The organism is Albidovulum aestuarii (assembly GCF_029961185.1).
Taxonomy (GTDB): Bacteria; Pseudomonadota; Alphaproteobacteria; order Rhodobacterales; family Rhodobacteraceae; genus Albidovulum; species Albidovulum aestuarii.
This window is the reverse complement of sequence record NZ_JASBQQ010000006.1, coordinates 120001-146000: the sequence shown is the minus strand read 5'-3', so window position 1 is coordinate 146000 and position 26000 is coordinate 120001. Positions and strand designations below refer to the sequence as shown.

At 64.2% G+C, this 26000-nt stretch carries 25 protein-coding genes and 1 tRNA gene; 8 read left to right on the top strand and 18 right to left on the bottom strand.

Annotation, left to right across the window (positions count from 1 at the left end; translation table 11 throughout):
* Positions 1 to 2 precede the first annotated feature (2 nt).
* Positions 3 to 887, top strand: a complete 885-nt coding sequence (locus tag QKW60_RS14565; protein ID WP_282369714.1) for a LysR family transcriptional regulator — start codon at positions 3 to 5, stop codon at positions 885 to 887.
* 351 nt (positions 888 to 1238) lie between these two features.
* On the opposite strand, the gene QKW60_RS14560 is transcribed toward QKW60_RS14565, so the two are convergent.
* The 5 genes from QKW60_RS14560 to gpmI form a co-directional block, all read right to left on the bottom strand.
* Positions 1239 to 2813, bottom strand: coding sequence for a hypothetical protein (locus QKW60_RS14560; RefSeq protein ID WP_282369713.1), 1575 nt, complete (start codon positions 2811 to 2813; stop codon positions 1239 to 1241).
* A 121-nt stretch (positions 2814 to 2934) separates the two neighbouring features.
* Positions 2935 to 3420, bottom strand: a complete 486-nt coding sequence (locus tag QKW60_RS14555; protein ID WP_282369712.1) for an RNA pyrophosphohydrolase — start codon at positions 3418 to 3420, stop codon at positions 2935 to 2937.
* On the bottom strand, positions 3417 to 4757 hold the full coding sequence (locus tag QKW60_RS14550) for a S41 family peptidase (RefSeq protein WP_282369710.1): 1341 nt from the start codon (positions 4755 to 4757) through the stop codon (positions 3417 to 3419). Before QKW60_RS14550 ends, QKW60_RS14555 begins: the two co-directional genes overlap by 4 nt.
* A 3-nt stretch (positions 4758 to 4760) precedes the next feature.
* The gene (locus tag QKW60_RS14545; protein WP_282369709.1) at positions 4761 to 5894 is read right to left on the bottom strand and encodes a murein hydrolase activator EnvC family protein; all 1134 of its coding nucleotides are present in this window, start codon (positions 5892 to 5894) and stop codon (positions 4761 to 4763) included.
* Entirely contained in the window at positions 5891 to 7414 is a 1524-nt protein-coding gene (gene gpmI / locus QKW60_RS14540; RefSeq protein WP_282369707.1) for a 2,3-bisphosphoglycerate-independent phosphoglycerate mutase, read from the bottom strand. The genes QKW60_RS14545 and gpmI overlap by 4 nt, the downstream gene beginning before the upstream one ends.
* 133 nt (positions 7415 to 7547) lie before the next feature.
* On the opposite strand from gpmI, the gene QKW60_RS14535 reads away from it, so the two are divergent.
* Positions 7548 to 8156 (top strand): LysE family translocator, encoded by a 609-nt coding sequence (locus QKW60_RS14535; protein WP_282369705.1) that lies wholly within the window; start codon positions 7548 to 7550, stop codon positions 8154 to 8156.
* Between the two features lie 4 nt (positions 8157 to 8160).
* Here the strand turns inward: QKW60_RS14535 and rlmH are convergent, their stop codons facing one another.
* The 5 genes from rlmH to QKW60_RS14510 all read right to left on the bottom strand — a co-directional run bounded on the left by rlmH (position 8161) and on the right by QKW60_RS14510 (position 11717).
* Complete coding sequence (gene rlmH / locus QKW60_RS14530) at positions 8161 to 8631, bottom strand: 23S rRNA (pseudouridine(1915)-N(3))-methyltransferase RlmH (protein ID WP_282369703.1); 471 nt, start codon at positions 8629 to 8631, stop codon at positions 8161 to 8163.
* Complete coding sequence (gene rsfS, locus QKW60_RS14525) at positions 8631 to 8999, bottom strand: ribosome silencing factor (protein WP_282369701.1); 369 nt, start codon at positions 8997 to 8999, stop codon at positions 8631 to 8633. The genes rlmH and rsfS overlap by 1 nt, the downstream gene beginning before the upstream one ends.
* A gap of 159 nt (positions 9000 to 9158) precedes the next feature.
* Positions 9159 to 10493, bottom strand: coding sequence for a mechanosensitive ion channel family protein (locus tag QKW60_RS14520; RefSeq protein ID WP_282369699.1), 1335 nt, complete (start codon positions 10491 to 10493; stop codon positions 9159 to 9161).
* Between the two features lie 112 nt (positions 10494 to 10605).
* Positions 10606 to 10682 (bottom strand) — tRNA-Pro (locus tag QKW60_RS14515).
* A 63-nt stretch (positions 10683 to 10745) separates the two neighbouring features.
* Positions 10746 to 11717 (bottom strand): DMT family transporter, encoded by a 972-nt coding sequence (locus QKW60_RS14510; protein WP_282369697.1) that lies wholly within the window; start codon positions 11715 to 11717, stop codon positions 10746 to 10748.
* A 113-nt stretch (positions 11718 to 11830) separates the two neighbouring features.
* Here QKW60_RS14510 and QKW60_RS14505 point away from each other — a divergent pair, with 113 nt between their 5' ends.
* A complete protein-coding gene (locus QKW60_RS14505; RefSeq protein ID WP_282369695.1) occupies positions 11831 to 12277 on the top strand; it encodes a lytic transglycosylase domain-containing protein in 447 nt (148 codons plus the stop codon).
* Between the two features lie 72 nt (positions 12278 to 12349).
* Positions 12350 to 13054 carry a Crp/Fnr family transcriptional regulator gene (locus QKW60_RS14500; protein WP_282369694.1) on the top strand — a complete coding sequence of 235 codons (705 nt, stop codon included), beginning with the start codon at positions 12350 to 12352 and terminating at the stop codon, positions 13052 to 13054.
* Positions 13055 to 13259: 205 nt separating this feature from the next.
* On the opposite strand, the gene QKW60_RS14495 is transcribed toward QKW60_RS14500, so the two are convergent.
* From QKW60_RS14495 to QKW60_RS14460, 8 genes are all read right to left on the bottom strand, one after another.
* A complete protein-coding gene (locus tag QKW60_RS14495) occupies positions 13260 to 13532 on the bottom strand; it encodes a hypothetical protein (protein WP_282369693.1) in 273 nt (90 codons plus the stop codon).
* Positions 13529 to 14080, bottom strand: a complete 552-nt coding sequence (locus tag QKW60_RS14490; RefSeq protein WP_282369692.1) for a cytochrome c oxidase subunit 3 — start codon at positions 14078 to 14080, stop codon at positions 13529 to 13531. Before QKW60_RS14490 ends, QKW60_RS14495 begins: the two co-directional genes overlap by 4 nt.
* Positions 14080 to 16032, bottom strand: coding sequence for a nitric oxide reductase activation protein NorD (locus QKW60_RS14485; RefSeq protein ID WP_282369691.1), 1953 nt, complete (start codon positions 16030 to 16032; stop codon positions 14080 to 14082). The genes QKW60_RS14490 and QKW60_RS14485 overlap by 1 nt, the downstream gene beginning before the upstream one ends.
* Before the next feature lie 9 nt (positions 16033 to 16041).
* Entirely contained in the window at positions 16042 to 16848 is an 807-nt protein-coding gene (locus QKW60_RS14480) for a CbbQ/NirQ/NorQ/GpvN family protein (protein WP_282369690.1), read from the bottom strand.
* 5 nt (positions 16849 to 16853) lie between these two features.
* The gene (locus QKW60_RS14475) at positions 16854 to 18221 is read right to left on the bottom strand and encodes a cbb3-type cytochrome c oxidase subunit I (protein ID WP_282369689.1); all 1368 of its coding nucleotides are present in this window, start codon (positions 18219 to 18221) and stop codon (positions 16854 to 16856) included.
* Between the two features lie 12 nt (positions 18222 to 18233).
* Positions 18234 to 18686, bottom strand: a complete 453-nt coding sequence (locus tag QKW60_RS14470; RefSeq protein WP_282369688.1) for a c-type cytochrome — start codon at positions 18684 to 18686, stop codon at positions 18234 to 18236.
* Positions 18687 to 18891: 205 nt separating this feature from the next.
* Positions 18892 to 19767 (bottom strand): FAD:protein FMN transferase, encoded by an 876-nt coding sequence (locus tag QKW60_RS14465; RefSeq protein WP_282369686.1) that lies wholly within the window; start codon positions 19765 to 19767, stop codon positions 18892 to 18894.
* Complete coding sequence (locus QKW60_RS14460) at positions 19764 to 21800, bottom strand: NosR/NirI family protein (protein ID WP_282369685.1); 2037 nt, start codon at positions 21798 to 21800, stop codon at positions 19764 to 19766. Before QKW60_RS14460 ends, QKW60_RS14465 begins: the two co-directional genes overlap by 4 nt.
* Positions 21801 to 21930: 130 nt before the next feature.
* Here QKW60_RS14460 and QKW60_RS14455 point away from each other — a divergent pair, with 130 nt between their 5' ends.
* From QKW60_RS14455 to QKW60_RS14440, 4 genes are all read left to right on the top strand, one after another.
* On the top strand, positions 21931 to 23694 hold the full coding sequence (locus QKW60_RS14455; RefSeq protein WP_282369684.1) for a nitrite reductase: 1764 nt from the start codon (positions 21931 to 21933) through the stop codon (positions 23692 to 23694).
* Positions 23695 to 23767: 73 nt separating this feature from the next.
* The gene (cobA, locus tag QKW60_RS14450; RefSeq protein WP_282369683.1) at positions 23768 to 24559 is read left to right on the top strand and encodes a uroporphyrinogen-III C-methyltransferase; all 792 of its coding nucleotides are present in this window, start codon (positions 23768 to 23770) and stop codon (positions 24557 to 24559) included.
* Entirely contained in the window at positions 24552 to 24854 is a 303-nt protein-coding gene (locus QKW60_RS14445) for a c-type cytochrome (RefSeq protein ID WP_282369682.1), read from the top strand. The genes cobA and QKW60_RS14445 overlap by 8 nt, the downstream gene beginning before the upstream one ends.
* Positions 24851 to 25999, top strand: a complete 1149-nt coding sequence (locus QKW60_RS14440; RefSeq protein ID WP_282369680.1) for a cytochrome D1 domain-containing protein — start codon at positions 24851 to 24853, stop codon at positions 25997 to 25999. The genes QKW60_RS14445 and QKW60_RS14440 overlap by 4 nt, the downstream gene beginning before the upstream one ends.
* Position 26000: the final 1 nt, after the last annotated feature.

The window sequence follows — 26000 nt, the reverse complement described above, 5'->3', positions numbered from 1 at the left end:
GCATGATCGACAAGCTGGAAATGTTCATCGCGCTGGCACGGGAAGGGCATTTCGGTCGCGCGGCCGAAAGCCTCGGGCTGACCCAGCCGACGCTGTCGGCGGGGATCAAGTCGCTGGAAGCGCAGTTGGGCGTGCAGCTTGTCTGGCGCGGCTCGCGCTATGGCGGGCTGACGCCCGAGGGGCAACGCGTGCTGGTCTGGGCCCGCCAGATCGTCGCCGACACCCGCACCATGCGCGAAGAGATGCGCGCGGTCCGGCAGGGGCTGGCTGGCAATCTTCGGCTGGCGGTGATCCCGACGGCGCTGACCACGGTCGCGGACCTGACCGGGCGGTTCGGCCGCGCCCATCCCAATGTGCGCTTCACCATCCTGTCGCGGACCTCGGCCGAGATCCTCGCCATGATCGAGAATCTGGAGGTGGATGCGGGCATCTCCTATCTCGACAACGAACCGCTGGGCCGGGTGACGACCGTGCCGCTTTATCGGGAAAGCTACATGTTTGTCTGTGGGGCGGACTCGCCCCTCGCGGCGCGGGCGGAGGTCGGCTGGGACGAGATCGCAGATGAGCCTTTATGCCTTCTGACCCCGGACATGCAGAACCGGCGCATCATCAACCAGCATTTTCAGGAGGCCGGGCGAAGCGTCACCGGGGCGGTCGAGTCGAACTCCACCGTGGTCCTGATGTCGCATGTGGCGACGGGGCGATGGGCGACGATCCTGCCGGTGCAGATGGCTGAATTCCTCGCCGCCGGGAAAGAGGTGCGGATCGTCCCGCTGACGACCGGAAAGACGCGCCACGCCGTCGGCCTGATCGCACCTTACCGGGAACCGCATACACCGGTCCTTGCGGCACTTTTGCGCGAGGCACAGAGGATATCCCAGATCTGAGGCCGGTGAGGCGGTCAGTGCGGCGCGTCGAACCGCGCCCGGTATCCACGCGCTGCGTGATGTAGCCGACAACGAGAAATTCAAACGCCGCCTCTCCGGCGGGATTGTTGGACAGTTTCGGCCGACGAAAATCGCTTTGCATCAGAGTGCCCCCTGCCGGTTGTGCAGCTGATCCCCGACCAGAAGCTCGTGCCGAACGGGTTTCTTTACCAGGTCAATTATCAGAACTGAGCACAGCACCATTACACAGGCGGAATATTTCGGACTGCTTGGTCGGGCCAACGACGGCAGACCCCTTCAGACGGCGGGTCTCGTGCTCTTAGCACGACCCGTCGGTAGATCGTGACGTCGTCATTGCTGATCGCTGTCAGGTGACGGCGCCAGATCAAGCCTCATAAGGATATTCGCACCGCTGGTTTGATCGACGACACGGTAGTGGCTGGCGATGAATGCATCGTATTCGGGAAAATTGACGTCCGTGTCCCAGCCCGACACCTCCTCATGCGGGACCGCTTCCACTACGAGATCGGGGGGGGAATGTTCGAGCTCTGCGAGGAACCTCGTACGAAGCATTGCATTCGTACTGGTCGAGACGTGGTGCTGGAAATGGTACATGTAGAGAAAACTCGTGCCGAGTTTTGCCTTTGTCCTCAGCATGGCATGGATCGTACCGCCGGCTGTCCAGTCGATCGGCTGAACCGTCCCCCCTTCCGGGAGCCAGCGGTCGATTGCCGTGGCAACCTCCTCCACGCGCCCGCTTGTGGCCTTTCGATCGATGGCGCCAAGAAACTTTCGGGTCATGCCTTTGGTGTGGAAGGCAAGTGCAAGCAACAGAACGAAACGCGCGCCCCAGACAAGGGTCGGCCGTCCGAACCGGCTGGCCTCGGCAATCGCGAGTGCGGCGAGCATACCACCGAAGTGGAGCCATGGCATCGAGTGATAGAGCCAGTATTGCCCGGCAAGGCCCGGAACCAAGAGGTAGAACCCCCAAAGGCCGATAAGAGCCGCGATGGCGATCCGCGACCGGAGTGCGTATGTCCACGCCAATATGGCGCAGATCGCAGCGGACAGACCGCTGGCAAGCAGAAAACTGCGTTGCCAGCGCCACTGAACGTAGTCGCCAAGCGACCAGGCTTGGCCTTCCCCCGGCGCATGGAATTCATGATTGAAATTCTGCTGAACGTGCAGCGGCAGATACTCACGCAGCATGAACAGGAAATCGGTCAGACCTCCGGAAAGGGACAGCCATAGCAGGATCGCCGCCGGGACAACCGCGAAACCGGCCAGCGAGATGGAAATCGCGCCGATCCCCCGATGAAGCCAATTTCGCGCGCCCTGTGTCATGGCCCAATCCGCGACGACGACAATGGGCGCGGCGGCGGCAAGCTGCGGCTTGATCGTCGCGACGAGGCCGAACAGAAGTCCGACAGTGAATAGACGCAAGCCCGCTCCGTCTGGCTTTCCGTTGGTTACGAGAGCAAGGGCAAGCGTGACCGGAAGCACGATCAGCCAGTCTCGCTGCATGATGTTGTTTGGGCCTGTCAGAAGGATGAGGACAACAACCATCGGGGCCGCCAGCAGCGCGGCCGATCTGGAAACCGGATGCAGGGCCCACCAAGAGGTCGCAGCGACCAGCACAAGGACAACCGCATTCAGCAAGAGGAATGCCACATTCCCGGTCAGGCCAGTAGCGGCAATCAGGTAGTGGATGACAAAGGTGCCTGGCATCGACGTTTCAAAGAAATCTCGATACGGAACGAAGCCGTATTCGCTCATCAGAAACCCGGTATAATTCAACAGGGGCGTATCGAGGGAGTATTCCCATGTCAGCGTCAAACCGAGCATCCCGAGCGCGACGCAGAATCCGGCGATCAGCGCGGATCTAAGAAAAATACGTTCATAACCCATAGGGATCTTGAACCACAAAACGCCTTTTCTTGCACCTTTTTCGTCATTGCGAGACGGCTAAAGGCGTGAAAATGAACCGCTTCGGATACGGATCCGTTGAAATGTTCGGATTATTGGCCGCGCCTGCCCAGTGACGATCTCAGGCCAGATGTGGCCGGAAGGCAGCGACAACTTCTTCATAGACCGCGCGTTTGAAGGGGACGATGGCGGCCAGCATCTCGTCCGCGGTCACCCATTTCCATTCCGAAAACTCAGGATGTTCGGTCGCGATGTCGATCTGTTCGTCCCGTCCCGTGAACCGGAACAGGAACCAGCGCTGTTTCTGTCCGCGAAAGCGGCCACCCCAGACCCTGCCGACAAGTTCGGCCGGCAGGTCATAGGTCACCCAGTCGGGGGACTTGGCGATGAACTCGACAAGGTCGCCGGTTACGCCGGTTTCCTCCCACAGTTCGCGGAGCGCGGCCTTGCGGGGTTTTTCACCGTCATCGATACCGCCCTGCGGCATCTGCCAGGCCGCGACCTCGCTATCCTTGCGCTGACCGGCGAAGATCAGGCCGGCGTCATTGATCAGCATGACGCCGACGCAAGGCCGGTAGGGCAGGCGTGCGGCCTCGTCCGGGGTCATTCGGCCGCGGCGATGGCCGACAGGCCCTTCAGGATGTCGATGGCGTAGGCGAGCTGGTAATCCTCCTGACGCAGCTTGGCGGCCTCTTCGGCCTTGAGCTGTTCCTCTTCGAGTACCCGCTTCTCATCCTCGGTCATCGAGTCGTTGGTGATCGCGCCGCGCAGATCGGCCTCGGACCGGCTGCGGCTTGCGGCGGAGCTTTCTTCCTCTTCCGTCGCTTCGGCGGGTGCCGGCTGCGGCTGTTCGACGACGATGTCGGGCGAGATGCCCAGCGCCTGGATCGAGCGGCCCGACGGCGTGTAGTAGCGCGCCGTCGTCAGTCGCATTGCGCCTTCGCCCCGGAGCGGGATCACCGTCTGGACCGAACCCTTGCCGAAGCTCTTGGTGCCGACGACGATGGCGCGGCGGTGATCCTGCAGCGCGCCGGTCACGATCTCGGAGGCCGAGGCCGAACCACCATTGATCAGCACGACCATCGGCTTGCCTTCGGTCAGGTCGCCCGGTTCGGCATTGAACCGTTCGCTGTCTTCCGGATTGCGACCACGGGTTGAGACGATCTCTCCCTTGTCGAGGAAGGCGTCGGAAACCTGGATCGCCTGGGTCAGAAGCCCGCCGGGGTTGTTGCGCAGGTCGAGGACGAAGCCATTGACCTTGTCGATGCCGCCGGCCTCTTCGACCGCCTTCTTCAGCCCGTCGGCCATATTGTCATAGGTCTGGTCGTTGAAGGTGGTGACCCGCAAGACGACGGTGTCGCCTTCGGTCCGCACACGGGCCGCCGTCAGCTTGATCGTGTCGCGGATGATTGACACGTCGAACGGCTCGTCCGTGCCCTGACGGGCGACGGTGATGATGATCTCGGACCCGACCGGCCCGCGCATCTTGTCGACCGCCTCGTCAAGCGTCAGGCCAAGTACGCTTTCGCCATCGACATGGGTGATGAAATCGCCCGCCTGAATGCCCGCATCATAAGCTGGTGTGCCGTCGATCGGCGAGACGACCTTGATGAAGCCCTCTTCCTGCGTGACCTCGATGCCAAGCCCGCCGAATTCACCACGGGTCTGCACCCGCATGTCGTCGAACTGGTCCGGGGGCAGATAGCTGGAATGCGGGTCGAGAGAGGTCAGCATGCCGTTGATCGCCGCTTCGATCAGTTTGCCCTCGTCGACCTCTTCCACGTACTGGCCGCGAATGCGTTCGAAGATGTCGCCGAAAAGGTCGAGCTGCTCATAGACCGTGGGCTTCTGCGCCTCTTGCGCAACCAGCGGTCCGGCCACCTGTGTCGTCAGCAGAATGCCGGCGAGCGTGCCGCCGACGGCGGCCATCACGAATTTCTTCATCGGTCAGTCTTCCCTTGTCTCGATGAACCACGGGGCCGGGTCCACGGGCTCTTTGCCCTGTCTCAACTCTATATAAAGCGTTTCCGCGCGCCCTGCGCCACCGCCTTCTTGGTCTTGGGCAAGATTTGCCGCTGCACCGGTCGACGTGTCGCCCATGAACCCGACCGGGGCGCCGGCTTCCAGCACATCCCCGGTTTCGCCGAAGACAGTGCCGAGCCCGGCAAGGATCAGAAGATACCCGGAAGCGGGCTCCACGATCATCACATTTCCGTAGTCAAGAAGCGGCCCCCGGTAGCGGATCGTCGCGGGCCAGGGAAGGGTGACAAGAGCGGCGGGATCGGTCGCGATCACCAGCCCCGGGCGGACGATGCCTGCGGCGTCGGCCTCACCCGCCTGTCGCAGCACCCAGCCCTGAACTGGCAGCGGCAAGGTACCCATCGCACTCGCGAAATCCTCCATCGGCGCGCCGATATCGGTCTCCATCTGCGACAGGCTGGCGGCGAAGACATCAAGGCTTTCGGCGCTGGCGACCAGAAGCGTCAGTTCCTCGGGGTCTTCCAGAAAACGCTGCGGCAGGTCGGTGCGGTCCTGTATGGCCTTCGACAGGGCGGCGCGGGCCTCTTGCGCCGCCGTCAGACCTTCCCTCAGAACCGACGCCGTCCTGGCCTCCAGCGCGCGCAGGCGCTGCAGCTCTTCCAGCCGGGCACCGAGCGTCTCTGCCTCGGCCTCAAGCGCGGGGGTGACGGACGACAGGACCATCGCCGCGCGCGCGGTCGCCACCGGGCCGTCGGGATGCACGAGCAGGAGCGGTTCCTTCGCCCGCTCAATCTCGGCCAGCGCGGCCAGAAGCCCGCCGATACGGGTCCGGTTCGCCGCCATGTCGGCCAGAATTTCTTCCTCGCGGGCCCGGGTCCGGCGGTCGGCGTCGCGGAGGCCTGCGAGCCCCGTCTCATAGGCGCGGATCGTGCGGGTCAGTGCGGCAACGCGGTCGCGCCCGCCCCCGGCCGTATCGAGCGTGGCGATGGCATCGCGAAGGGCCGCCGCCGCCTGCCCCGCGTCCGCAATGGCGGGGTCCTCGGCCGCCGCTGCCGGGGCAAGGCCAAGACACAGCGCGACGAGGGCGGCGCGCAGTGTCATGCCCGTCCGATCAGGGTCCCGCCGGTCATCTCGGGCGGCAGTGGCAGACCCATGAGGTCAAGCAGCGTCGGCGCAAGATCGGCGAGGCGGCCATTGCGAAGCGTGGCGCCAGAGGGACCGCCGACCAGCGCGACCGGGACCGGATTGGTCGTATGCGCGGTATGGGGACCGCCGGTTTCAGGGTCGATCATCATCTCGCAATTGCCGTGATCGGCGGTGACGATCATCGCGCCCCCGGCCTTGCCGAGCGCTTCGACGACGCGGCCAAGCCCCCGGTCGACCTCTTCGACGGCCCGGATCGCTGCCTGCAGATCGCCGGTGTGACCGACCATATCGGGATTGGCGTAGTTCACCACGATCAGGTCATAACCTTTGCCGATGGCCTCTACGAACCGGTCGCTGACCTCCGGCGCCGACATTTCCGGTTGCAAGTCATAGGTCGCGACCTTCGGCGAGGGGGCCATGTAGCGGTCCTCGCCCTCTTCCGGCACTTCCTTGCCACCGTTCAGGAAGAAGGTGACATGGGGGTATTTCTCGGTCTCGGCGAGGCGGAACTGTTTCAGACCGTGGCTCGCGACCCAGGCGCCGAGCGTGTTGACCACCGGGCGTTTGGGATAGGCGGCGGCCATGAAGGCATCGTGGGTTTTCGAATAGTCGACCATGCCAAGAAGGGCCGCCCAATGCGGGCGGTCGCCCCTGTCGAAGCCGGTAAAGTCGTCCTCACCCACAGCCAGCAGAATCTCCCGCGCCCGGTCGGCGCGGAAGTTGAGGCAGAAGAACCCATCGCCATCCTTCGCGCCCCTATAGTCGCCGATGACGGTGGGCTGGATGAACTCGTCCGTTTCGCCACGCCCGTAGGCGGCTGCGACCGCGTCCGTGGCCGAACCGGCAGGCAATCCCTCGCCCCGAACCATCGCCGCATAGGCACGTTCGACCCGGTCCCAGCGATTGTCGCGGTCCATTGCGAAATAGCGCCCGGTCAGGGTCGCGACCCGCGCACCCACGGGCAGTCGGCCTTGCAGATCGGTGACAAAACCGTCCGCCGATTTCGGCGCCACGTCGCGGCCATCGGTGACGGCATGAAGCGCCACTGGCACACCGGCGCCCGCGATCATCTTACATGCCGCGATGACATGGTCGATATGACCATGCACACCGCCATCCGAAATCACGCCCATAAGATGCGCGGTGCCGCCATCGGCCTTGAGTGTCTGGATGAAGGCAGCGATGGCCGCGTTGGAAAAGAACGACCGGTCCTCGATCGCAAGGTCGATCTGGCCGAGATCCATGGCGACGACCCGGCCTGCGCCGATATTGGTATGACCGACCTCGGAATTGCCCATCTGGCCCGAGGGCAGGCCGACATCTGGTCCGTGGGTCACGAGCTGCGCGTGGGGGCAGGTTGCCATGATCCGGTCGAAGGCGGGCGTGTCGGCCAGAGCGACGGCATTTCCGGCGGTCTCGGCACGCAAGCCCCAGCCGTCGAGGATGCAGAGGACGACGGGTTTATATGCGGTCATGACACGGCCCCTGTTCGGTTCAGCGCGGTTCTACGCGCATGGCCGGAAAGGAGCAACCGGCTCCCGCCGCGGCGGCATTGTGTTGCCGGGTGAGATGAGAGACGATGCGCGGGCACAGCTGCCTGAGGATCACATGGATATCACGGCCCTCGCGATCTTTGCCGGCGCGCTGTTCGTCGCGGCAGGCTCCCCCGGCCCGAGCATCGCGGCGCTTGTCGCCCGGGTGATCGCGCGCGGGCCGCGCGATGTCTTGCCCTTCCTTGCAGCCATGTGGCTGGGCGAGGCGGTCTGGCTGTCGCTCGCGGTCTGGGGTCTGGCCTCGCTTGCGCTGACCTTCCACGCGGCCTTCATCGTGCTGAAATGGGTGGGCGTGGGGTATCTGCTCTTCCTCGCGTGGAAGATGTGGCATGCCCCGGTCGCCGTGGCCGCCGATGCGCTTCCGCAACGCGCGTCAGGCGCGAAGATGTTCGCCGCAGGCCTTGCAGTGACGCTCGGCAATCCGAAGATCATGGTGTTCTACCTCGCCTTGCTGCCGACAATCGTCGATCTGAAGGCGGTGTCAGTGATCGGCTGGGCGGAACTGACCGCGACGATGTTCGCCGTCCTGATCGCGGTGGACCTCGCTTGGGTGCTGCTGGCGGCACGCGCGCGGCTTCTCTTGAAAAGCCCGCCTGCGGTGCGGCTTGCCAACCGCGCCAGTGCGGGCGTCATGGCAGGTGCGGCGACGGCGATTGCGACGTGATAATTCAGACCCGGTGATACGGTGCCCCGGCAAGGATAGAGGCGGCGCGGTAGAGCTGTTCTGAAAGCATCACCCGCACCAGCATATGCGGCCAGACCATCGGACCGAAGGAAATCGCCTGTTCCGCCTCGGCGCGCAGTCCCGGCGCGATCCCGTCCGCGCCGCCGATGACAAAGGCCACGTCCTGGCGGCCCGCATCGCGCCAGCGGGCGAGCAGTGCGGCGAAGTCGGGCGACGAGAGCATCTTCCCACGCTCATCCAGAGCGACGAGAAGCGCGCCCGAAGGGGCCGCGCGCACGAGGAGCGGCGCCTCGGCCTCCATCCCGCCACCCTTCTTGTCCTCGACCTCGTGAACGGAAACCGGGCCGAGGCCAAGGGCCCGGCCCGTCCGGTCAAACCGTGTCAGGTAATCGTCGATCAGCGCGCGTTCGGGCCCGGCCCTGAGCCGGCCCACAGCACAGATATGGACCCGCATCAGACCTTGCGGGCTTCGGCCCCGCTGGCGGGCATCCACATCTTTTCAAGCTGGTAGAACTCGCGCACTTCCGGCCGGAAGACATGGACGACGACATCGGATGCGTCGATCAGCACCCAGTCACCCTGCTCCTTGCCTTCGATCTTGCAGGTCCGGCCATAATCCTGCTTCAGCCGGTCCACCAGCTTTTCAGCGATGGCGCCAACCTGACGCGAGGAGCGGCCCGAACAGATGACCATGTGATCGGCAACGGAAGAACGGCCGCGCAGGTCAATGACCACCACGTCCTCGGCCTTGTCGTCGTCGAGTGAGGAAAGGATCCGCGCGAGCAACTCGTCGCTTGGGACCTCAGCGGGCGTCGCCGTCATCGGCACCGGCCCTGCGGCACCGGAACGCGCCGCCTTTGCAGTCTGAAACAGGACATTGTCCTCCTGGGTTGCGCGCCGATCCCGGGCCCCGGCGCAGGGCATGGATCTAAAGTAACATCGCAATTGTAAAATCTCAATGTGGCGGGTTTCAGGCGGTGGTCAGTCCTTCCCGGCCCCGGTTGCCGGGGATGGCATCGTGCCGCCCAGCACCTTGACTTCGCGCTGCGGGAAAGGAATCGAGATGCCGTGCTCCTGGAACGCATCCCAGAGCGCGAGGTAGACATTGCCACGGATATTGGTCAGCCCGCCGGTCGGGTCGGTGATCCAGAAGCGCAGGATGTAATCCACCGAACTGTCGCCGAACCCGGTGATGTGACAGACGGGCGGCTTGAAGCTGAGCACCCGGTCGACACTCTGCGCCGCCTCGATGGCGATCTTGCGGACCTTGTGCGGATCGTCGGAATAGGCGGTGCCGAAGAAGATATCGAGACGCACGAACTGGTTGGAATGCGACCAGTTTACCACCTGCCCGGTGATCAGGTCTTCGTTCGGGATCAGGTATTCCTTGCCGTCCCGGGTGACAACGCTGACATAGCGTGCGCCGAGCGCCTCGATCCAGCCGAACGTGTCGCCGAGCGAGATCACATCACCCGGTTTCACCGACTTGTCGAGAAGGATGATGACGCCCGAGACGAGGTTCGAGACGACCTTTTGCAAACCGAAGCCGAGGCCAACGCCGATGGCACCGGACAGAACCGCAAGACCGGTCAGGTCGAAACCGACCGCCTTCAGGCCGATGAAGAAGGCAGCAGAATAAAGCGCAACCTGAAGGAATTTCACCGTCAGCACCCGCATCGAGGGGCTGATATCTTCGTTCTTGCTGATCCGTTTTGCCGCCGTACCTGCGATCAGCCGCGCGCCGAAGAACAAAAGCCCGGTGACAAGTACAGCCTTCAGGATGGCCAGCAGCGTGAGGCGGAAATCGCCGAACTCGATGGCCAAGCCATCAAGAAACCGCGTCGCCTCATCCAGCAGGCCGACATAATAGAGCGTGGCATAGACGGTCAGACCCCAGATCACGATCCGTCTGAGAAACCGGTTCTTGATCAATTGCGCCGCGATGCGGATGAAGAACCACGCCGTCGCAATGGTGGCGGCCAGTGTCACCAGATAACGACGCGACGGGAATGTATAGGCATAGGCAAATCCGCTGGACGCAAGCCATGTCAGGATTGCGAAGAAGGCAAGCTGCGTCCGGTTGCGCAGCGCGATCAGCCAGCGCAACTGCCATTTGGGTCGACCTTCCAGTCCCCGGATCCAGTCGTCGAATTTCGGCCCGAAGCGGCGTGCCAGCAGCCATGCGAGAAGGAAACAGACCAATATGGCGGCCAGTTGGCCAAGCTGGTTCGGCAGCGACAACAGCCGCAGTTGCAGCTTGAGCGCCGTCCAGAGCTCGTCGAGCCCGGTGACGATCGTGTCAAGTTCGCCGTCCATGCACCCTCCCGCCGTTTCATCCTTTGTGACAGCAAGGCGGGCAAGCTGGCAAGGCCAGAGCCTGACCGAAGCGGACAGTCCGTTGGCACGACTATCAGGAATTCGGGAAAATTGGTCGGAGCGAGAGGATTCGAACCTCCGACCCCCTGCTCCCGAAGCAGGTGCGCTACCAGGCTGCGCTACGCTCCGACCGTGCGCGGGGGACTAGCGATTCTGCCGGGCTTTGGCAAGGGCATATCGGCTGCCCCGGTCTTATTGGCCGTCGTCGCGCCGCTCCGGTGCGATCACGCGTTGCAGAAGGCTGGCGCGCGGGGTCACGGTTTCCGACCGGCTGCGCGTCTCCAGCACCGGGCGGTTGGCCGAGGCGCCCGCCCGCCCTTCGCGGAAGACGATGTAGATGCCCGAGGCGATGATGATACCGGCGCCGATCACTGTCGCCCGGTCTGGCGTTTCGGAGAACAGGAAATAGCCGTAGGCCGTGGCCCAGAGGATCTGCGAATACTGCATCGGCGCGACGATCACCGCCTCTCCCTCACGATAGGCGAGGATCACGAGGAAAGACCCCGCCAGACCGAAGACCGCGATGATCGTGAGAAGGCCAAGATGCTCGACCGGCATCGGCCGGTAGACGAAGGGCAATGCGACCCCCATCGCGATCACGTTGCCAACCATCGGGAAGAGCAGAAGCACGACCGACCGTTCCTCTTGCCCGATCTTGCGCACGATGACCGAAGCCATGGCCCCGCAGACCGCCGCCGTCAGCGCCGCGAGATGACCGAAGGACAGGTCGGTCTGGCCTGGCCGCATCACCACAAGCACCCCGACGAGACCGGCAATCACCGCCGCCCAGCGGCGCAGGCGCACCGTCTCGCCTAGCATCGGGATGGAGAGGACGGTGATGATCAGGGGGGTCGCGAAGAGAATGACATAGACCTGCGCGAGCGGCAGATTCGCAAAGGCGTAGAAGGCCGCGACGCCGGTCACCGTCGTGCAGAGCGTGCGGAATGTGATCCACCATGGATGGCGCGGCATCAGGCTTGCTTCGCGCGCGTCGCTGAGAAGGATCACGGTGACGATGGGAAAGCTCAGAAGTGCTGCAAAAAAGACGATCTGGAAGGCGGAATAGCTGGCGCCGAGCGTTTTCACCACCACGTCATGCGTGGCGAAGATGCCCATCGCAGCGAGCGCGGTCACCGCACCCTTGATATTGTTCGCCTGAGCCATGCACCTTTCCGCCGAAATCCGGCCCTTCATTGCCTGTCGGGCTCGTCATGGCAAGGGCACCCTTGCGGCGGGCGCGGGCCGCGTTATGACGGGAAGTCCGAGAGGAGACCACCATGAAGACCCATTCCCGCCGCGCCACGCTTGCCCTTCTGATCGCCGGCCTTGCCGCGTGCAGCCGCCCGGAACCGCGTCGTTTGCGCGGCGGACCCGCCGAGATCAACCGGCTGATCACGAAATATGCCCGTATTTACGACATCCCAGAGGATCTGATCCATCGGGTCGTGCAACGGGAAAGCGGTTACAACCCGGCGGCGCGCAATGGCCCCTATTACGGGTTGATGCAGATACTGCCCGAAACCGCACGGACCATGGGATATCGCGGCGCGCCGGAAGGTCTGCTCGATGCCGAAACCAACCTGATCTACGCGGGCAAATACCTGCGGGGCGCCTGGATCGTCGCCCGGGGAAATCGCGATCAGGCGGTCATGTGGTACGCGCGTGGATACTATTATGAAGCCAAACGGTTGGGTCTTTTGCGGCAAACCGGTCTGAGAAGCTAACGGTCGCATTGAGAAATGCTAGTGACGCGGCCCGGTTTATGGCAGGTAGAGACGGAGGACGGAGGGACACCAATGAAGCCAGAAATCGCAAGGGTCGCCCGGGCTTCGCCGTTGCTGGCAGCCATTCCGGCTGCAGTATGCGACGAGGTGTTGGCCTCGGCCCGGCTCCGGTCATTCGACCGGGGTGCAACGATTTTCCTTCAGGGTGAGAGAGCCACCGCGATCTATATCGTCATAGACGGCTGGGTGAAGCTCTACCGCATCGCTCCGAATGGGACGGAAGCAGTGGTTGGCGTCTTCACAAAGGGTCGGTCGATCGGTGAAGCGGTGGCGTTCCGCAACGATATCTATCCGGTTGCCGCCGAGGCGGTCACCGATTGCCAATTGATCCGGATCGAGGCGGACAGCTTCCTGCGGCTGATTCACGACAATCCGGGCATCGCGGTGGCGATCCTGTCGGCGACGTTCGCGCATCTGCACGGGCTGGTCGAACAGATCGAGCAGTTGAAGGCGCAGACCGGGGCGCAGAGGGTGGCGGAATTCCTGCTGGAACTGTCGGAATGCGAGGCCGGGGCCTGCATGGTGACCCTGCCCTACGACAAAGTACTAATCGCAGGGCGGCTGGGGATGAAACCCGAAAGCCTGAGCCGGGCGTTTGCCAAGCTGAGAAAATTCGGCGTGAGCGTGCATCAGAACCACGCGCAGATCGAAGACATCGCCGCCTTGCGAGACTATGCCGAGGAAGACCCGGCTTTGGCCTGGAACAAGGGGCAGTGACCAGTAGCGTTTCGGGTTTTCATTGCATCTGGATTCGAACCTTTTTCGTTCGAATCCAGATTCTTGATATTTCACCATAAACCCGAAACGCTTTGATTGAGCGCCCGTTCCGGGCGCAAGTTTTTGTCTCGTGCTTTTCGCTTGCGCGAAAAGCCCTCGGGTCTGCCTCCGGCGGGGGTATTTTCACAATGAAGAAGCCTGAGGGTCAGGCGGCCAGATAGAGGGCGAGCAGGAGGGCCGCGTAGAGCGCGAGCGTCAGGCCAAAGCCACGGCGGAAGGCGGGGGCCTCGGTCAGGCGCAGATAGGCGTTGAGAATGAGCCGCGCCTTGGCCCAGGCAAGGATCAGGATCGCGACGCCGGTGGCGCTGAGGGCCGCGCCGGTGATATGGCCGCCGGTCACGGCGACGGCGAGGCCGGTCGAGGCGGCGGAGAGGGCGAGGAGAAGCGCCCAGGCGCGGGTGACGGTGTTCAGACTCATCGGAGCAGGTAGATCACGGGGAAGACCAGTATCCAGACAAGGTCGACCATGTGCCAGAAGGCGGCGCCCGCCTCCACCTCGCGCGGGTGCGCGCGCGCAGCGACGAGCGCAAGCACGATCACGCCGGCGGCGACATGGGCCGCGTGGAAGCCGGTGATCAGGTAGTAGAAGGTGAAGAAAGGGTGGGTTTCGACCCCGATCCCCTGTGCAGCCTTGTCGACATATTCCACCCATTTGACGGCCAAGAAGACAAGGCCCAGCGCTGCGGCGGCGGCAAGGCAGGCACGGGCGCGCCCGATGCGGCCTGTTTCGGTCGCCTGCGCGCCCAAAGCGGCAAGCCAGCCCGAGGTGACAAGCACGATGGTGTTGATCCCGGCGCCCGTGCGGTGGAGGTGGTCCTGCGCTTCGGCAAAGCCCACCGGATCGGTGAGCCGCACGGCCAGAAAGGCCGCGAGCCCGGCGCCGAAGACAAGGAGTTCGGAGACGATCAGCACCCAGATCATCAGGTCGCCGGGCAACTCGTCGAAGGGGCTTGCGGCCTCGGACATCAGGCGCCCACGAGCTGGCGGTAGATCTGCGGCAGGGCTTGGGTGAGTTTCTCCGGATGCGGGATGACGGCATAGCCGCCCTGACCGAAGAGGCGGGGGAACCATGCCTTGCCGTCACGGTCGACGGTGATGCCGAAGACGGCGTGGCCCTGACGGCGGGCCTCTTCGATGGCCTTGCGGCTGTCCTCGATCCCGTGGCGGCCTTCGTAATGGTCGAGATCGTTGGGCTTGCCGTCGGTGATGACGAGAAGGAGGCGCCGCCGCCGCGCCTCGCGCGCGAGCCCCGCCGAGGCATGGCGGATCGCGGCGCCGAGGCGGGTGTAGAAGCCGGGTTTGAGTCCGGCGATGCGGGATTCGACCGTTGCACTCATCGGTTCGCCGAAGCGCTTTGCGGTCTGGACATAGACACGGTCGCGTTTCAGCGAGGAAAAGGCGTGGATGGCGAAATCGTCGCCGCAGGCATCGAGGCCCCAGGCAAGTGCGGCCAGCGCCTCGCGTTCGATGTCGATCACCGCGCGGCCGTCATGGCCGTGACCGGGCACGGCGGCCTCGGTCGAGCGGGAGACGTCCAGGAGGATCGAGACGGCAAGGTCGCGCTTTTCGGTACGGTTTTGCAGCCAGACGCGGTCGTCGCCTTCGCCGGTGGCCATCAGGTCCACGCGCGACCGGATCGCGCGGTCGGTGTCCAGTTCGTCGCCGTCGCGATGGCCGGCGGTCAGGATGCGGGCAGGGCGCAACGCCTCGAACTGCTGCTTTACGGCGCGGATGCGCTTGGTGGCCTGAGGGTCGGTGCGGAAGGCGGGCTCTTCATCGCTTGCCTCCACGGCCGAGGTCAGGACGCGGGCATGGGCGGGCAGATAGGCGCCCGCGCGGGCGTCCCATTCGGGGTAGGTGGCCTCGCCCGACAAAGCCTCGCGGTCGACATCCTCGGGCGCGAGGTCGAGATGCAATTTCAGCCGCGTCGCCGGGGCCTTGGAGATCTGGCCGAGGCCGATCTCATCCATGTCGTCGGCGGCTTTCTTGGCGTCGTCGTTGTCGTCCTCATCCACCCGGCGGTTGAGGTTGATGAATTCGGCGAAGCTCAGGATCGCCTCGAACTTGTGCAGGATGAAACTGTCCTTGCGCTCGATCTGGTCGGATTTTCGGCGGCGGGCGCGGTGGGTGCGGCCCTCGCCCTGTTCGGGCGCGCCGTCGGTGTCGCGGCTTTCCACGGCGGTGGCGGCGGAAAAGGTCAGCGGGCGCAGATCGGGCCAGAGCGGCACCGGCAGGAAGGGCCGGTAACCGCGCGGGGCGCGCCAGGCGGAGAGGTCGCCGGTTTCCACGGCCTTCAGCATACGCCGGGCCTTCGGTGACAACGGCGCAGGGTCGCCGAGCAGGTGGCGCAGAACCGCCTCGACCGTGCGCTCTGCCTCGGGCAGATGCGGGACGCGGCGCAGGATCAAATGCGCGGCGGCAAGGTCGGCATGGAGGGGCGCGAAGCCCGGCGCGTCGGCAAGTGCGGCCTCTGTCATCGCGCGCGCAGCGATGAGGGCGGCGAGGTCGGCGCGCAGGGGATCATCCTCGGCCTGCGGCGCGCCGGCATGGGCGGCGGCGGCGGTCAGCCAGATGTAGAGAGCGGCATTGGCCTCCCGCCCCGGAAAGATCGCGAGCGATTCCGGCAGGCGCAGGGCCTCGCCATCGAAACTGGCGCGCGGGGTTTCCTCGGTTTCCGCCCCGAGGCGGCGGCGGAAGGAGAGGCGGTGGCGGGAGTGTTCCGGCGCAACCGGCTTGATCTCCACCGCCGCACTGCCGCCCAATCCGCGAAAAAGAACTGCCAGCCGTCCGCCGACCTCGGAAAGGCCGACACGGGCTCCGTCGTGGACGCTTGGGGCGTCCTGACGGCTGGCATAGGCGTGCCACAGTTTCCCGACGGTTTCTTCGGGTTCCCATGGCTCGAATTCGATCCCGGACATCGGCCGGCCTCACCCGAAAACGGCCGTGACGAGATCGAGGAGCCCGCGTTTGGTGTCTTCGTCGTCCGTGAGCGGTTCAATCATCGCGGTGCGGATGGCGCGGTCGGGCGCCATGCCCTGGGCGATCAGCGTGGCCGCATAGACGACGAGGCGGGTCGAGGTGCCTTCCTCAAGGTCCTGCCCTTTGAGCGCGCGATACTTGTTCGCGAGCCGGACGAGGGGTTTCACGCGATCCTCGGAAAGCCCGCTTTCGCGGGCGACGACCGGGATTTCGTGTTCGGGTTTGGGGAAGTGGAAATCGAGGCTGACGAAACGCTGGCGGGTGGAGGGTTTCAGCGTCTTCAGGATGTTCTGGTAGCCGGGGTTGTAGGAGGCGACCAGCATGAAGCCGGGGGCGGCCTCCAGCTCTTCGCCCGTGCGGTCGATCGGCAGGATGCGCCGGTCGTCGGTCAGGGGATGGAGAACCACGGTCACGTCCTTGCGCGCCTCGACCACCTCATCAAGGTAGCAGATCGCGCCCTCGCGTACCGCGCGGGTCAGGGGGCCGTCGACCCAGACGGTTTCGCCGCCCTTCAGCAGATAGCGTCCGATCAGGTCGGCCGCCGACAGGTCGTCATGGCAGGCGACGGTGTAAAGAGGACGCCCAAGTTTGGCCGCCATATGCGACACGAAGCGGGTCTTGCCGCATCCCGTCGGGCCTTTCAGCAAGAGGGGCAGGTTGTTCTTGAAGGCGGCGGCGAAGATGTCGCATTCGTCGCCCTGGGCGAGGTAGAAGGGGGCGTCAGCCGCCCCCTTCAGATCATATGATCCGTCCATCGGTTTCACTCCGCTGCGTGTCCGACCGGACCGGGTTCGATGATCTCCTTACGCGGGACGAAGACCGCGTAGATGAAGAGCACCGCGCCGAGCACGACGGCGATGCCAGAGCCGAAGCGCATGGCGTAGAAGATCCAGAGCTGATCCTGCACGTCCATGAAGGCCTCGCCGTTGACCCGCTGAAGGTGGGTTTGCACCGTACCCGCGAAGGTCAGGGTGAAGGTCATGAAGACGACACCCGCCGACATCAGCCAGAACGAAGCCATGTTGAGAACCTGATTGTAGGGATCGCGTCCCTTCAGGATCGGCATCGCATAGCTGATGATCGCAAGGTTGAGGCAGACATAGGCGCCGTAGAAGGCAAGGTGGCCGTGAGCGGCGGTGATCTGCGTGCCGTGGCTGTAATAGTTCACCCCGTGCAGCGTATGCAGGAAGCCCCAGACACCGGCACCGAAGAAGGCCAGCGTGGCGCAACCCAGCGACCACAGCAGGGCGGCCTTGTTCGGGTGGTCCCGGCGGCCCTTCCAGACCATGATGAAGGCAAAGGCCATCATCGCGAAGAACGGCACCACCTCAAGCGACGAGAAGATCGAGCCGATCCACTGCCAGTAACCGGGCGTGCCGATCCAGTAATAGTGGTGGCCGGTCCCGAGGATACCCGAGAAGAGCGCGGCGGCGACGATGACATAGAGCCATTTCTCCACCACTTCGCGGTCCACGCCCGTCAGCTTCAGCATCAGGAAGGCGAGGATCGAGGCCATCACCAGTTCCCATGTCCCTTCGACCCAGAGATGCACGATGTACCACCAGTACATCTTGTCGAGCGCGAGGTTCGACGGGTTATAGAAGGAGAAGAGGAACAGAAGCGCCAGACCCCAGAGACCCAGAAGCAGGATATTGGTGATCGCGGTCTTGCGCCCCTTCAGCACCGTCATCGAGACGTTGTAGAGGAAGATCAAAGCCGCCACGACGATCCCGGCCTTGACCCATTTCGGCTGTTCGATGAACTCGCGTCCTTCCTTGCCGAGAAGCCAGTTGCCCTCGAAAAGGTTGAACATGTAGGTCAGGACCACGCCAGCCGTGCCAAGGACGAAGATGGCCAGCTGCAGATAGGCCAGCGTCGGCGAATGAATCTCGCGTTCGCTTTCCTCGGGCAAAAGATAATAGGCCGCGCCGAAGAAGCCCAGAAGCAGCCAGACGATGAGGCTGTTGGTGTGCAGCATCCGCGCGATGTTGAAGGGCAGAAGGCCCGACAGGAAATTGCCGTCGACATAGATCCAGCCGAGGACGAGCCCCAGCGTGACCTGAACGGCAAAGAGCGCCATGGCCACTCCGAAGTAGGCAAAGGCGATTTTCTGCGTTTGGTATTTCATGGCTCTCACTCCTCAGCCCGCGTCATTCGGGGGCCAGTCCTGGGCGCGAATCTTGTTCGTCCACAGGAGGAAATCGGCCAGCTCGCGGTATTCCTGATCGCTCAGGCCGAAATTGGGCATCTGGCGACGGCCCTCGATGCCGGTGGGCATTGCGTCCATCCAGCCCTTCAGTGTCTCGAATGCCGCCTCGGGGTCGTCTGCGACATCCCAGCGGGTCATCACATTGGCCAGTTCCGGGGCGAAATAGGCGCCTTCGCCAAGGATCGTGTGACAGTTGATGCAGGCATGCTTTTCCCAGATATGCTTGCCCGCGGCGACGCTGTCGGTCAGCCCGGCCGCGTCGGTCGATGTCGTGCGGATGTAACGGTGGCTTTGCGCCGTCAGTCCGACGAAGATGATGATGAAGAACAGTGAGCCGCCATAAAAGATATTGCGGGCCATGCTCTTGGTCATGACTTCGCGCATTGCGCATTCTCCTTCGCGGAGCGGTTAATCGTGCGGTCACTCTTGCCCCGGCGCGCTGATGCGGTCCTTAACGAAAGTCAAACGGCGCGGAAGATCGGGTAAAGGGTGAAAGGTCTGCGCATCTGTGCGCGCCGTGGGGGCAGCTCATTGCGGTCGTTGAAAGCCTGGCACGGACGCCCCTGGCGAACGTCCGTTGCGCCCCGCCTCAGCCGATCACCTCAACCCGCGCATCAGGAAAATACGTGAGGGCTGTCCTGATCGCGGCTTCGTCCATAAGACAGAACGCCGTCGACAGGGCGTCAGCCGTGGCGGCGCGGTCGGCCGAGACCGCGACGGTCGACCAGAGGGGCGGCTGACCCGTAGGGTGCAGGATATGGGCCGTACCGGTGCCGATCCGCGTGCCCATGGGCGAGGAAGTAGCAAGCGCCCGGTCGGAAAGACCCAGGCGGATGAGTTCGCGCCCCTCTGGCGTTGCAACAGCCGCCTGCCAGTCGCGGGCGTGGTTGCGGCCCAGCGCCATGACCTCGCCCATATCAACCAATACGTCAGTGAAGCCCTCACGCCGGAGAAGGTCTGCCACCCGATCGGCGGCGTGGCCTTGGGCGATGCCGTTGAAGGTCAGCGCCATGCCGGGATCGATGCGGATATCGTCGCGCGTGATACGGACACGGTGCCAGCCGACGAGGGCCCTTGCAGCCTCGACATCCGCGCCTGACGCGACCGCCCGCCAGAGCGGTTGGATTGTCGGATCGAATGCCCCTGCGGTGGCGCGGTGCATTTCAGTGGCCAGTGCGAAAAGATCGGCGATTTCCGGGGCGGGATGGCTGAGTCGACCGTAGCGATTAAGGCGCATCAGAGCCGAATCCTGATGCAGGGAGAAGTGCGACTCAATACGCGCGAGTTCCGCCTCAACCTTCGCGAATAGCCGCCGCGTACGGTGAGGATCAGCACCAATAAGCACGATGCGCGAATCCGCACCCAGTGCGCGCCCGGTCCAGATCGCGGGCTCTGCCGCGCGTGCGGGCAGGGCGGCAGCGGCGGCGGCTATGGTGACAAAGCGGCGGCGGGTCAGTGTTGTCATGTGGTGGCCTCGCTCGCGGCGCGGGCGCGGCGTTTCAGGACCGGGCAGACCGCATCGTTGTTCATGATGACCTGGCAGCGCAGGCAAAGAACGCATTCATTGGCGTTGATCCGGCCCAGCGGGTCGATGGCGCCGACGGTGCATTTCGTCTCGCACAACCGGCATTCGCGGCCGCATTGCGGGCGACGTTTCAACCAGTCGAAGATCTTCAGCTTGGCCGGAATGGCAATGCCCGCGCCCAAGGGGCAGAGGTAGCGGCAAAAAAAGCGTTCGATGAAAAGGCCTGCACCAAGGAGAACCGCCACGTAGAGCAGGAAGGGCCAGGCCCGGATCATGCGCAGTGATATGGCGGTCTTGAACGGCTCCGCCTCGGCGAGCACCAGCGCGTCATGCATTGAGTAGAAAGACAGCGCGAGGATGGCCATGAAGAGCGTGTACTTGATCACCCAAAGCCGTTCATGCACGGCCTGCGGCACGTCGATCTGTTTCACGCCCAGCCGCCTTGCGGCGAGGTTCGTAAGCTCCTGCAACGCCCCGAACGGGCAGAGCCAGCCGCAATAGACCCCGCGCCCCCAGAAGAGCATGCCAAGCGCGGTGAAGGACCAGAGCAGGAAGATCACCGGTTCGATCAGGAATGTCTCCCACCGGAAACCGGTCAGAAGCGAATGCACGAAGGCCACGACCTGCACGACGGAAAGCTGCCCGTTCAGCCCCCAGCCGAGCACGATCAGCGTGGTCAAGAGGAACCCGACCCGGCCGAGCATCCAGAGCTTCGGCCGCCGGATGATCCATTCCTGCGCGAAGAGGATGAGCGTCAGGACGGCCAGCATCGCGGCGACGATCCCGGTCGCCAGCCGCTTTTGCTGCCATATCTCGCGCCAGAGCGGCGCGGGATCGGGCGGCGGCGCGATGCGGTAGGTGTCGGGCAAGCGGTAATCCACGCCCATCGTCATCGCCACCTCGCCGGTCTCGGTCGGCCGCGCCGCGGTGACTTCCACCCGGAAGGGCTCCAACGGGTCGATCTCGGGTGGCAGGCGGAACAGGCTGATCTCCTTGGCGTTGGGCGCGCCGTCGATGGCGAGTTTCTTCACCATCCGGTAGCTCGCTTCGGTCGGATTGAGGCGGGTTTGACCCTGTATCACCGCGATCCGGTCGAATGTCCCGGTCTTGCGCCAGACGGTGCCGCGATGGGAATGCAGGCCCGAGGAGATGACGATCAGCAGCGTCTCACCCGGCCCCAGCGCGCCAATCGCGGCGGTGTAGCCCTGCTGCCCCAGCAGGTTCTGCCCGACCGCCGGCGGGTCGATCAGTCCGGTCCAGAGGTGCAGGAAATCGCCCGGGCCCGGAGTGACGGGCACCTTGGCGCCGGTCAGCTTCTCGGCCGCCTCATCCATCCCCGTCAGCGATTCGGCGAGCGCCCCGCCCGTCACCAGCGCCTGCCAGTCGGCGGGCGCATGGCTCAGCCGGTCGATCCCGCCTGCCTCGGCCAGAATGCCGCGCCCGATGGCGAGCGTGCGGGCTGTGCGCAGGATGCCGTCGCGGATCACGCCGGTCGATACGGTCGCGCGCGAGATCACGTCGGGCAGGCCCGGCGTATTGGCGAGGGCCACGTCGCGCGGCTCGGTCAGGTCATAGCCCGCGAAGCCATTCACATAGGCGGCGATGTCCTCGTCCGAGATGCCGAGCGTCAGCACCGGTTCATTGTGCTGCATCAGCCGCGCGCCCGCGATTCGCGCATCCGGCGCGATGGCGACCAGCACATCGAGCGGGCGGCCCGAATAACCGACGGACCCGGCGATTTCCCAGGTGGAGCCGATATGGCCGATGACCGCGCCATCGCGGCGCACGGTCCAGCCCGGCACGCCGGCCTCATCGCGCGCGACGCTGAGGCCCGTGCCGCCGAATATCCCTTCGGCCAGTGCCGCATCTGGCGCGGCCGATTCGATCACATCGGGCGACAGGCCAAGACCCGCGCCTGAACACGGGGCGGCAAGGGTCATGACACAGGCGATCAGGGTGACAAGAAAGCGCATTTGCATGGTCCGGGCATTGGCCCGGGACCCTGCGTCACTGTTGCCCCGCCCGCCTTAACCTAAGTCAAGGCGCGCCCCTCACGCATCGCGCATCTTCCGGCCAGCCTCACCAGCGGAACGGAGAACACCCATGACATTCCGAGCCAACCGCGTCAGGAGCGTGCTGCTGAGCAGCGCCGCACTGGCGCTTGCCCTGCTAGCAGGCCCCGCGCTTGCTCAGGAAAAGCCAAAGGATCACGCCGACGGACCGGCTGCCTCTTACGAGCCGTCGATGACGACGCTCGGCCAGTTGCAGGTCGAAATTCCGGGCCGCAAGGCGGATGATCCCGTTATGACGCAGGAGGAATTCCAGCGCGGAACGCAAATCTATTTCGAACGCTGCGCCGGCTGCCACGGCGTCCTGCGCAAGGGGGCCACGGGCAAACCGCTGACCACCGACATCACGCGGGAAAACGGCTACGACTACCTGCAGAGCTTCATCACCTATGGCTCACCCGCGGGCATGCCGAACTGGGGCACCTCGGGCGAGATGACCGAGGCAGACGTGGACCTGATGGCCCGCTACCTCCTGCTTGAACCCCCGGCGCCGCCGGAATGGGGCATGCCTGAGATGCGGGGCAGCTGGAACGTCGTGGTCGCGCCTGAGGATCGCCCGACCGAGAAGATGAACGATATCGACATCGACAACCTGATGTCGGTGACATTGCGCGATGCCGGTCAGGTTGCCCTGATCGATGGCGCAAGCTACGAAATCAAGGCGGTGATCGACACCGGCTATGCGGTGCATATCAGCCGTATCTCGGCCTCGGGGCGGTATCTCTTCGTCATCGGCCGCGACGGTCTGGTCAACATGATCGACCTCTGGATGGAAACCCCTGCCACGGTCGCCTCGATCAAGATCGGGATCGAGGCGCGATCGGTCGAGACCTCGAAGTTCGAGGGCTATGAGGATAAATACGCCATCGCCGGCAGCTACTGGCCGCCGCAATACGTGATCATGGACGGCGACACACTGGAGCCGCTCAAGATCGTCTCGACAAGGGGCAATATCTACGACGAGCAGACCTACCACCCGGAACCCCGCGTGGCGTCGATCCTGTCATCGCACTACAAGCCCGAGTTCATCGTGAACGTGAAGGAAACCGGCAAGATCCTCTTCGTCGACTATACCGACCTGAAAAACCTCAAGACGGTCGAGATCGAGGCGGAACGCTTCCTGCATGACGGTGGCTTCGACAGCACGCACCGCTACTTCCTCGTCGCGGCCAATGCGCGCGGCAAGATCGCGGTCGTCGACACCAAGGAAGACAAGCTGACCGCGCTGATCGAAACCGGCGGCCAGACACCGCATCCGGGCAGGGGCGCGAACTTCACGCACCCGGTCTATGGGCCGGTCTGGTCGACCTCGCACCTTGGCGATGAAACGGTCGCGCTTATCGGGACCGACCCGGAAGGCCATCCGGATCAGGCCTGGAAGGTTGTGGACAGCTTCTATGCCCTTGGCGGCGGGTCCTTGTTCATCAAGACCCACCCGAACTCGACCAACCTCTATGTCGATGCGCCGTTGAACCCGGATGCCGAGGTATCGGCGTCAGTGGCCGTCTTCGACATTTCCACAATGGGCGGCGATCCCGATGTCGATCCGGAATACACGACCCTTCCGATCGGCGAATGGGCGGGCATTGCCGAAGGCCAGCCGCGTGTCGTTCAGCCTGAATTCAACAAGGAAGGCACCGAGGTCTGGTTCTCGGTCTGGAACGGCAAGGAACAGGAAAGCGCCATCGTCGTCGTCGACGACAAGACGCTTGAACTGAAGAAGGTCATCAAGGACCCGCGTCTGGTGACGCCGACGGGCAAGTTCAACGTCCTGAACACCCGCGACGACATCTACTGACAAACCTGGACGGGCGGGGATTCCCTTGCGTTCCCTCGCTCCCCGCCCGTCCTCTTCAGTCCGAGTTTGGCCCATGAAAGATCTTCCCCAAGGCAAAGTCTTCCTCATCGGCGCGGGTCCGGGCGACCCGGAGCTTCTGACGCTCAAGGCGCTCAGGCTCATGCAAGCGGCCGATGTGGTGGTCTTTGACCGGCTGGTATCAGACGAGATCATGGCACTGGTGCCCGAGAGCATCCGCCGGATCGATGTCGGCAAGATGCCGGGCTGCCACAAGGTCACGCAGGACCGGATCAATGCGATTCTGGTCGATCTGGCCCGCGACGGGCTGACGGTCGTGCGACTGAAGGGCGGCGACCCCCTGATCTTCGCACGCGGCTCGGAAGAGGCCGAGGTGCTGCGCGCGGCGGGCGTCGCCGTCACCTATGTGCCAGGCATCACCGCCGCGCAGGGCGCTGCCTCCTCGACCGGGGTGCCGCTCACCCATCGCGGGTTGGCGACCGGTGTGCGCTATGTCACCGGCCATCGGGCCAAGGATGCGCGGCTGGATCTCGACTGGGCCTCGCTTGCGTCCGAGGACACCACGCTGGTGATCTATATGGGCACGGCGAACATTGCCGAGATCGCCTTTCAACTGATGCGCCACGGGCTTCCGGCCGCGCTGCCGGTGATGGCCGTCGCCTCGGCCACCACGCCGCGCGAACAGCGCATTCTTTCCACCCTGGGCGGCATTGCCGCCGATATTGCCACGACAGAGCCCGAGGCGCCGGTCCTGTTCGTCATCGGCCATGTCGTCTCGCTCTACGACAGCATCGCCTTGGCCGACGCGCTGAGTTGCGACGGCGCTGGGATGGCGGCCTATGCGTAGCCTTGCTGCCCTTCTGATGCTGAGCCTGCCCGCGATGGCAGAGGTCAGCCCTGAACGAGCCGAGAAGCTGGAGCACATGGTCATTCAGGATTGCGGGTCGTGCCACGGGCTGACGATGAAGGGCGGGCTTGGTTCGCCGCTCACACCCGATGTGCTGGCCCATGCCGAGCCGGAGGGGCTGGCGCTGATCATCCTCGATGGCGTGCCCGGCACCGCGATGCCGCGCTGGCGCCCGGTGCTGAGCGAGGACGAGGCGCTGTGGATTGCCCGCTATCTGAAGGGAGACACCGAATGAAGGCTCTGATCACTGCCCTGATGCTGAGCGTCGCGAGCCCGGTCTGGGCCGGGGAACCCTGCTGTGCCACCGGAGATCTAGGCCTTGTCATCGAACGCGCCACGGGCTCGGTTCTGGTCATCGACCGCTCCGACCGTGCCGCCATTGGCCGGATCGAAGGGTTGGGCGACCTCAGCCACGCCGCCCTGACCTACAGCCCCGACGAACGTTACGCCTATGTCTTTGGCCGCGATGGCGGGCTGACCAAGATCGACATGCTGACCCGGACCATCGCCAGGCGCATCGTCCAGGGCGGCAATTCCATCGGCGGAGCGATTTCCGACGATGGCAAGCTGATCGCCGTATCGAACTATGAACCCGGCGGGGTGAAGGTCTTCGACGCCGAAACACTCGATCAGATCGCCGACATCCCGGCAGGCGCCAAGACCATCGGCCTTGTCGATGTCCCCGGCCGCCGTTTCGCCTGGGCGACATGGGAGACGGGCGAGGCCTTCCTGGCCGATTTCTCTGGTCCCGAGATGAAACTGACCAAGCTCGGCGATGTCGGCGCGAATCCTTTCGACGCGGTCCTGACCGAGGATGCCAGCACCTATCTGATCGGGCTTTTCGGCGAGAAGGGCGTGACCGCCATCGACCTTTGGGACGAGACGCCCGAACCGGTGCGGTTCCTCAAGGATTACGGCAAGACCGAGGAGGATCTGCCGGTCTACAAGATGCCGCATCTTCAGGGTTGGGCCTTCACCGAAGGCCAATACGTTCTGCCAGCTGTCGGACAGCACGAACTGCTGTGGGTAGACCGGAACAACTTGCAGGAAGTCGCCCGCACCCTAACCCATGGCCAGCCTGTCTTCATCATCGCCCAACCCGCCTCTCCTTACGTCTGGGTGAACTTCGCAACGCCCCTGAACGACACCGTGCAGGTCATCGACAGCCGCACACATGAAGTGGTCAGAACCCTGACCCCCGGCGCCGCCATCCTGCACATGGAATTCGCGCCGAGGGGCGCGGAGGTCTGGATTTCCGCCCGCGACGACAACACGGTCGCGATCTACGATACGCGGTCCTTCGAGCGGTTGGGCGAGATCGCAGCCGACAGCCCCTCAGGTATCTTCTTCACCGCGCGCGCGCATCGGACGGGGCTTTGAC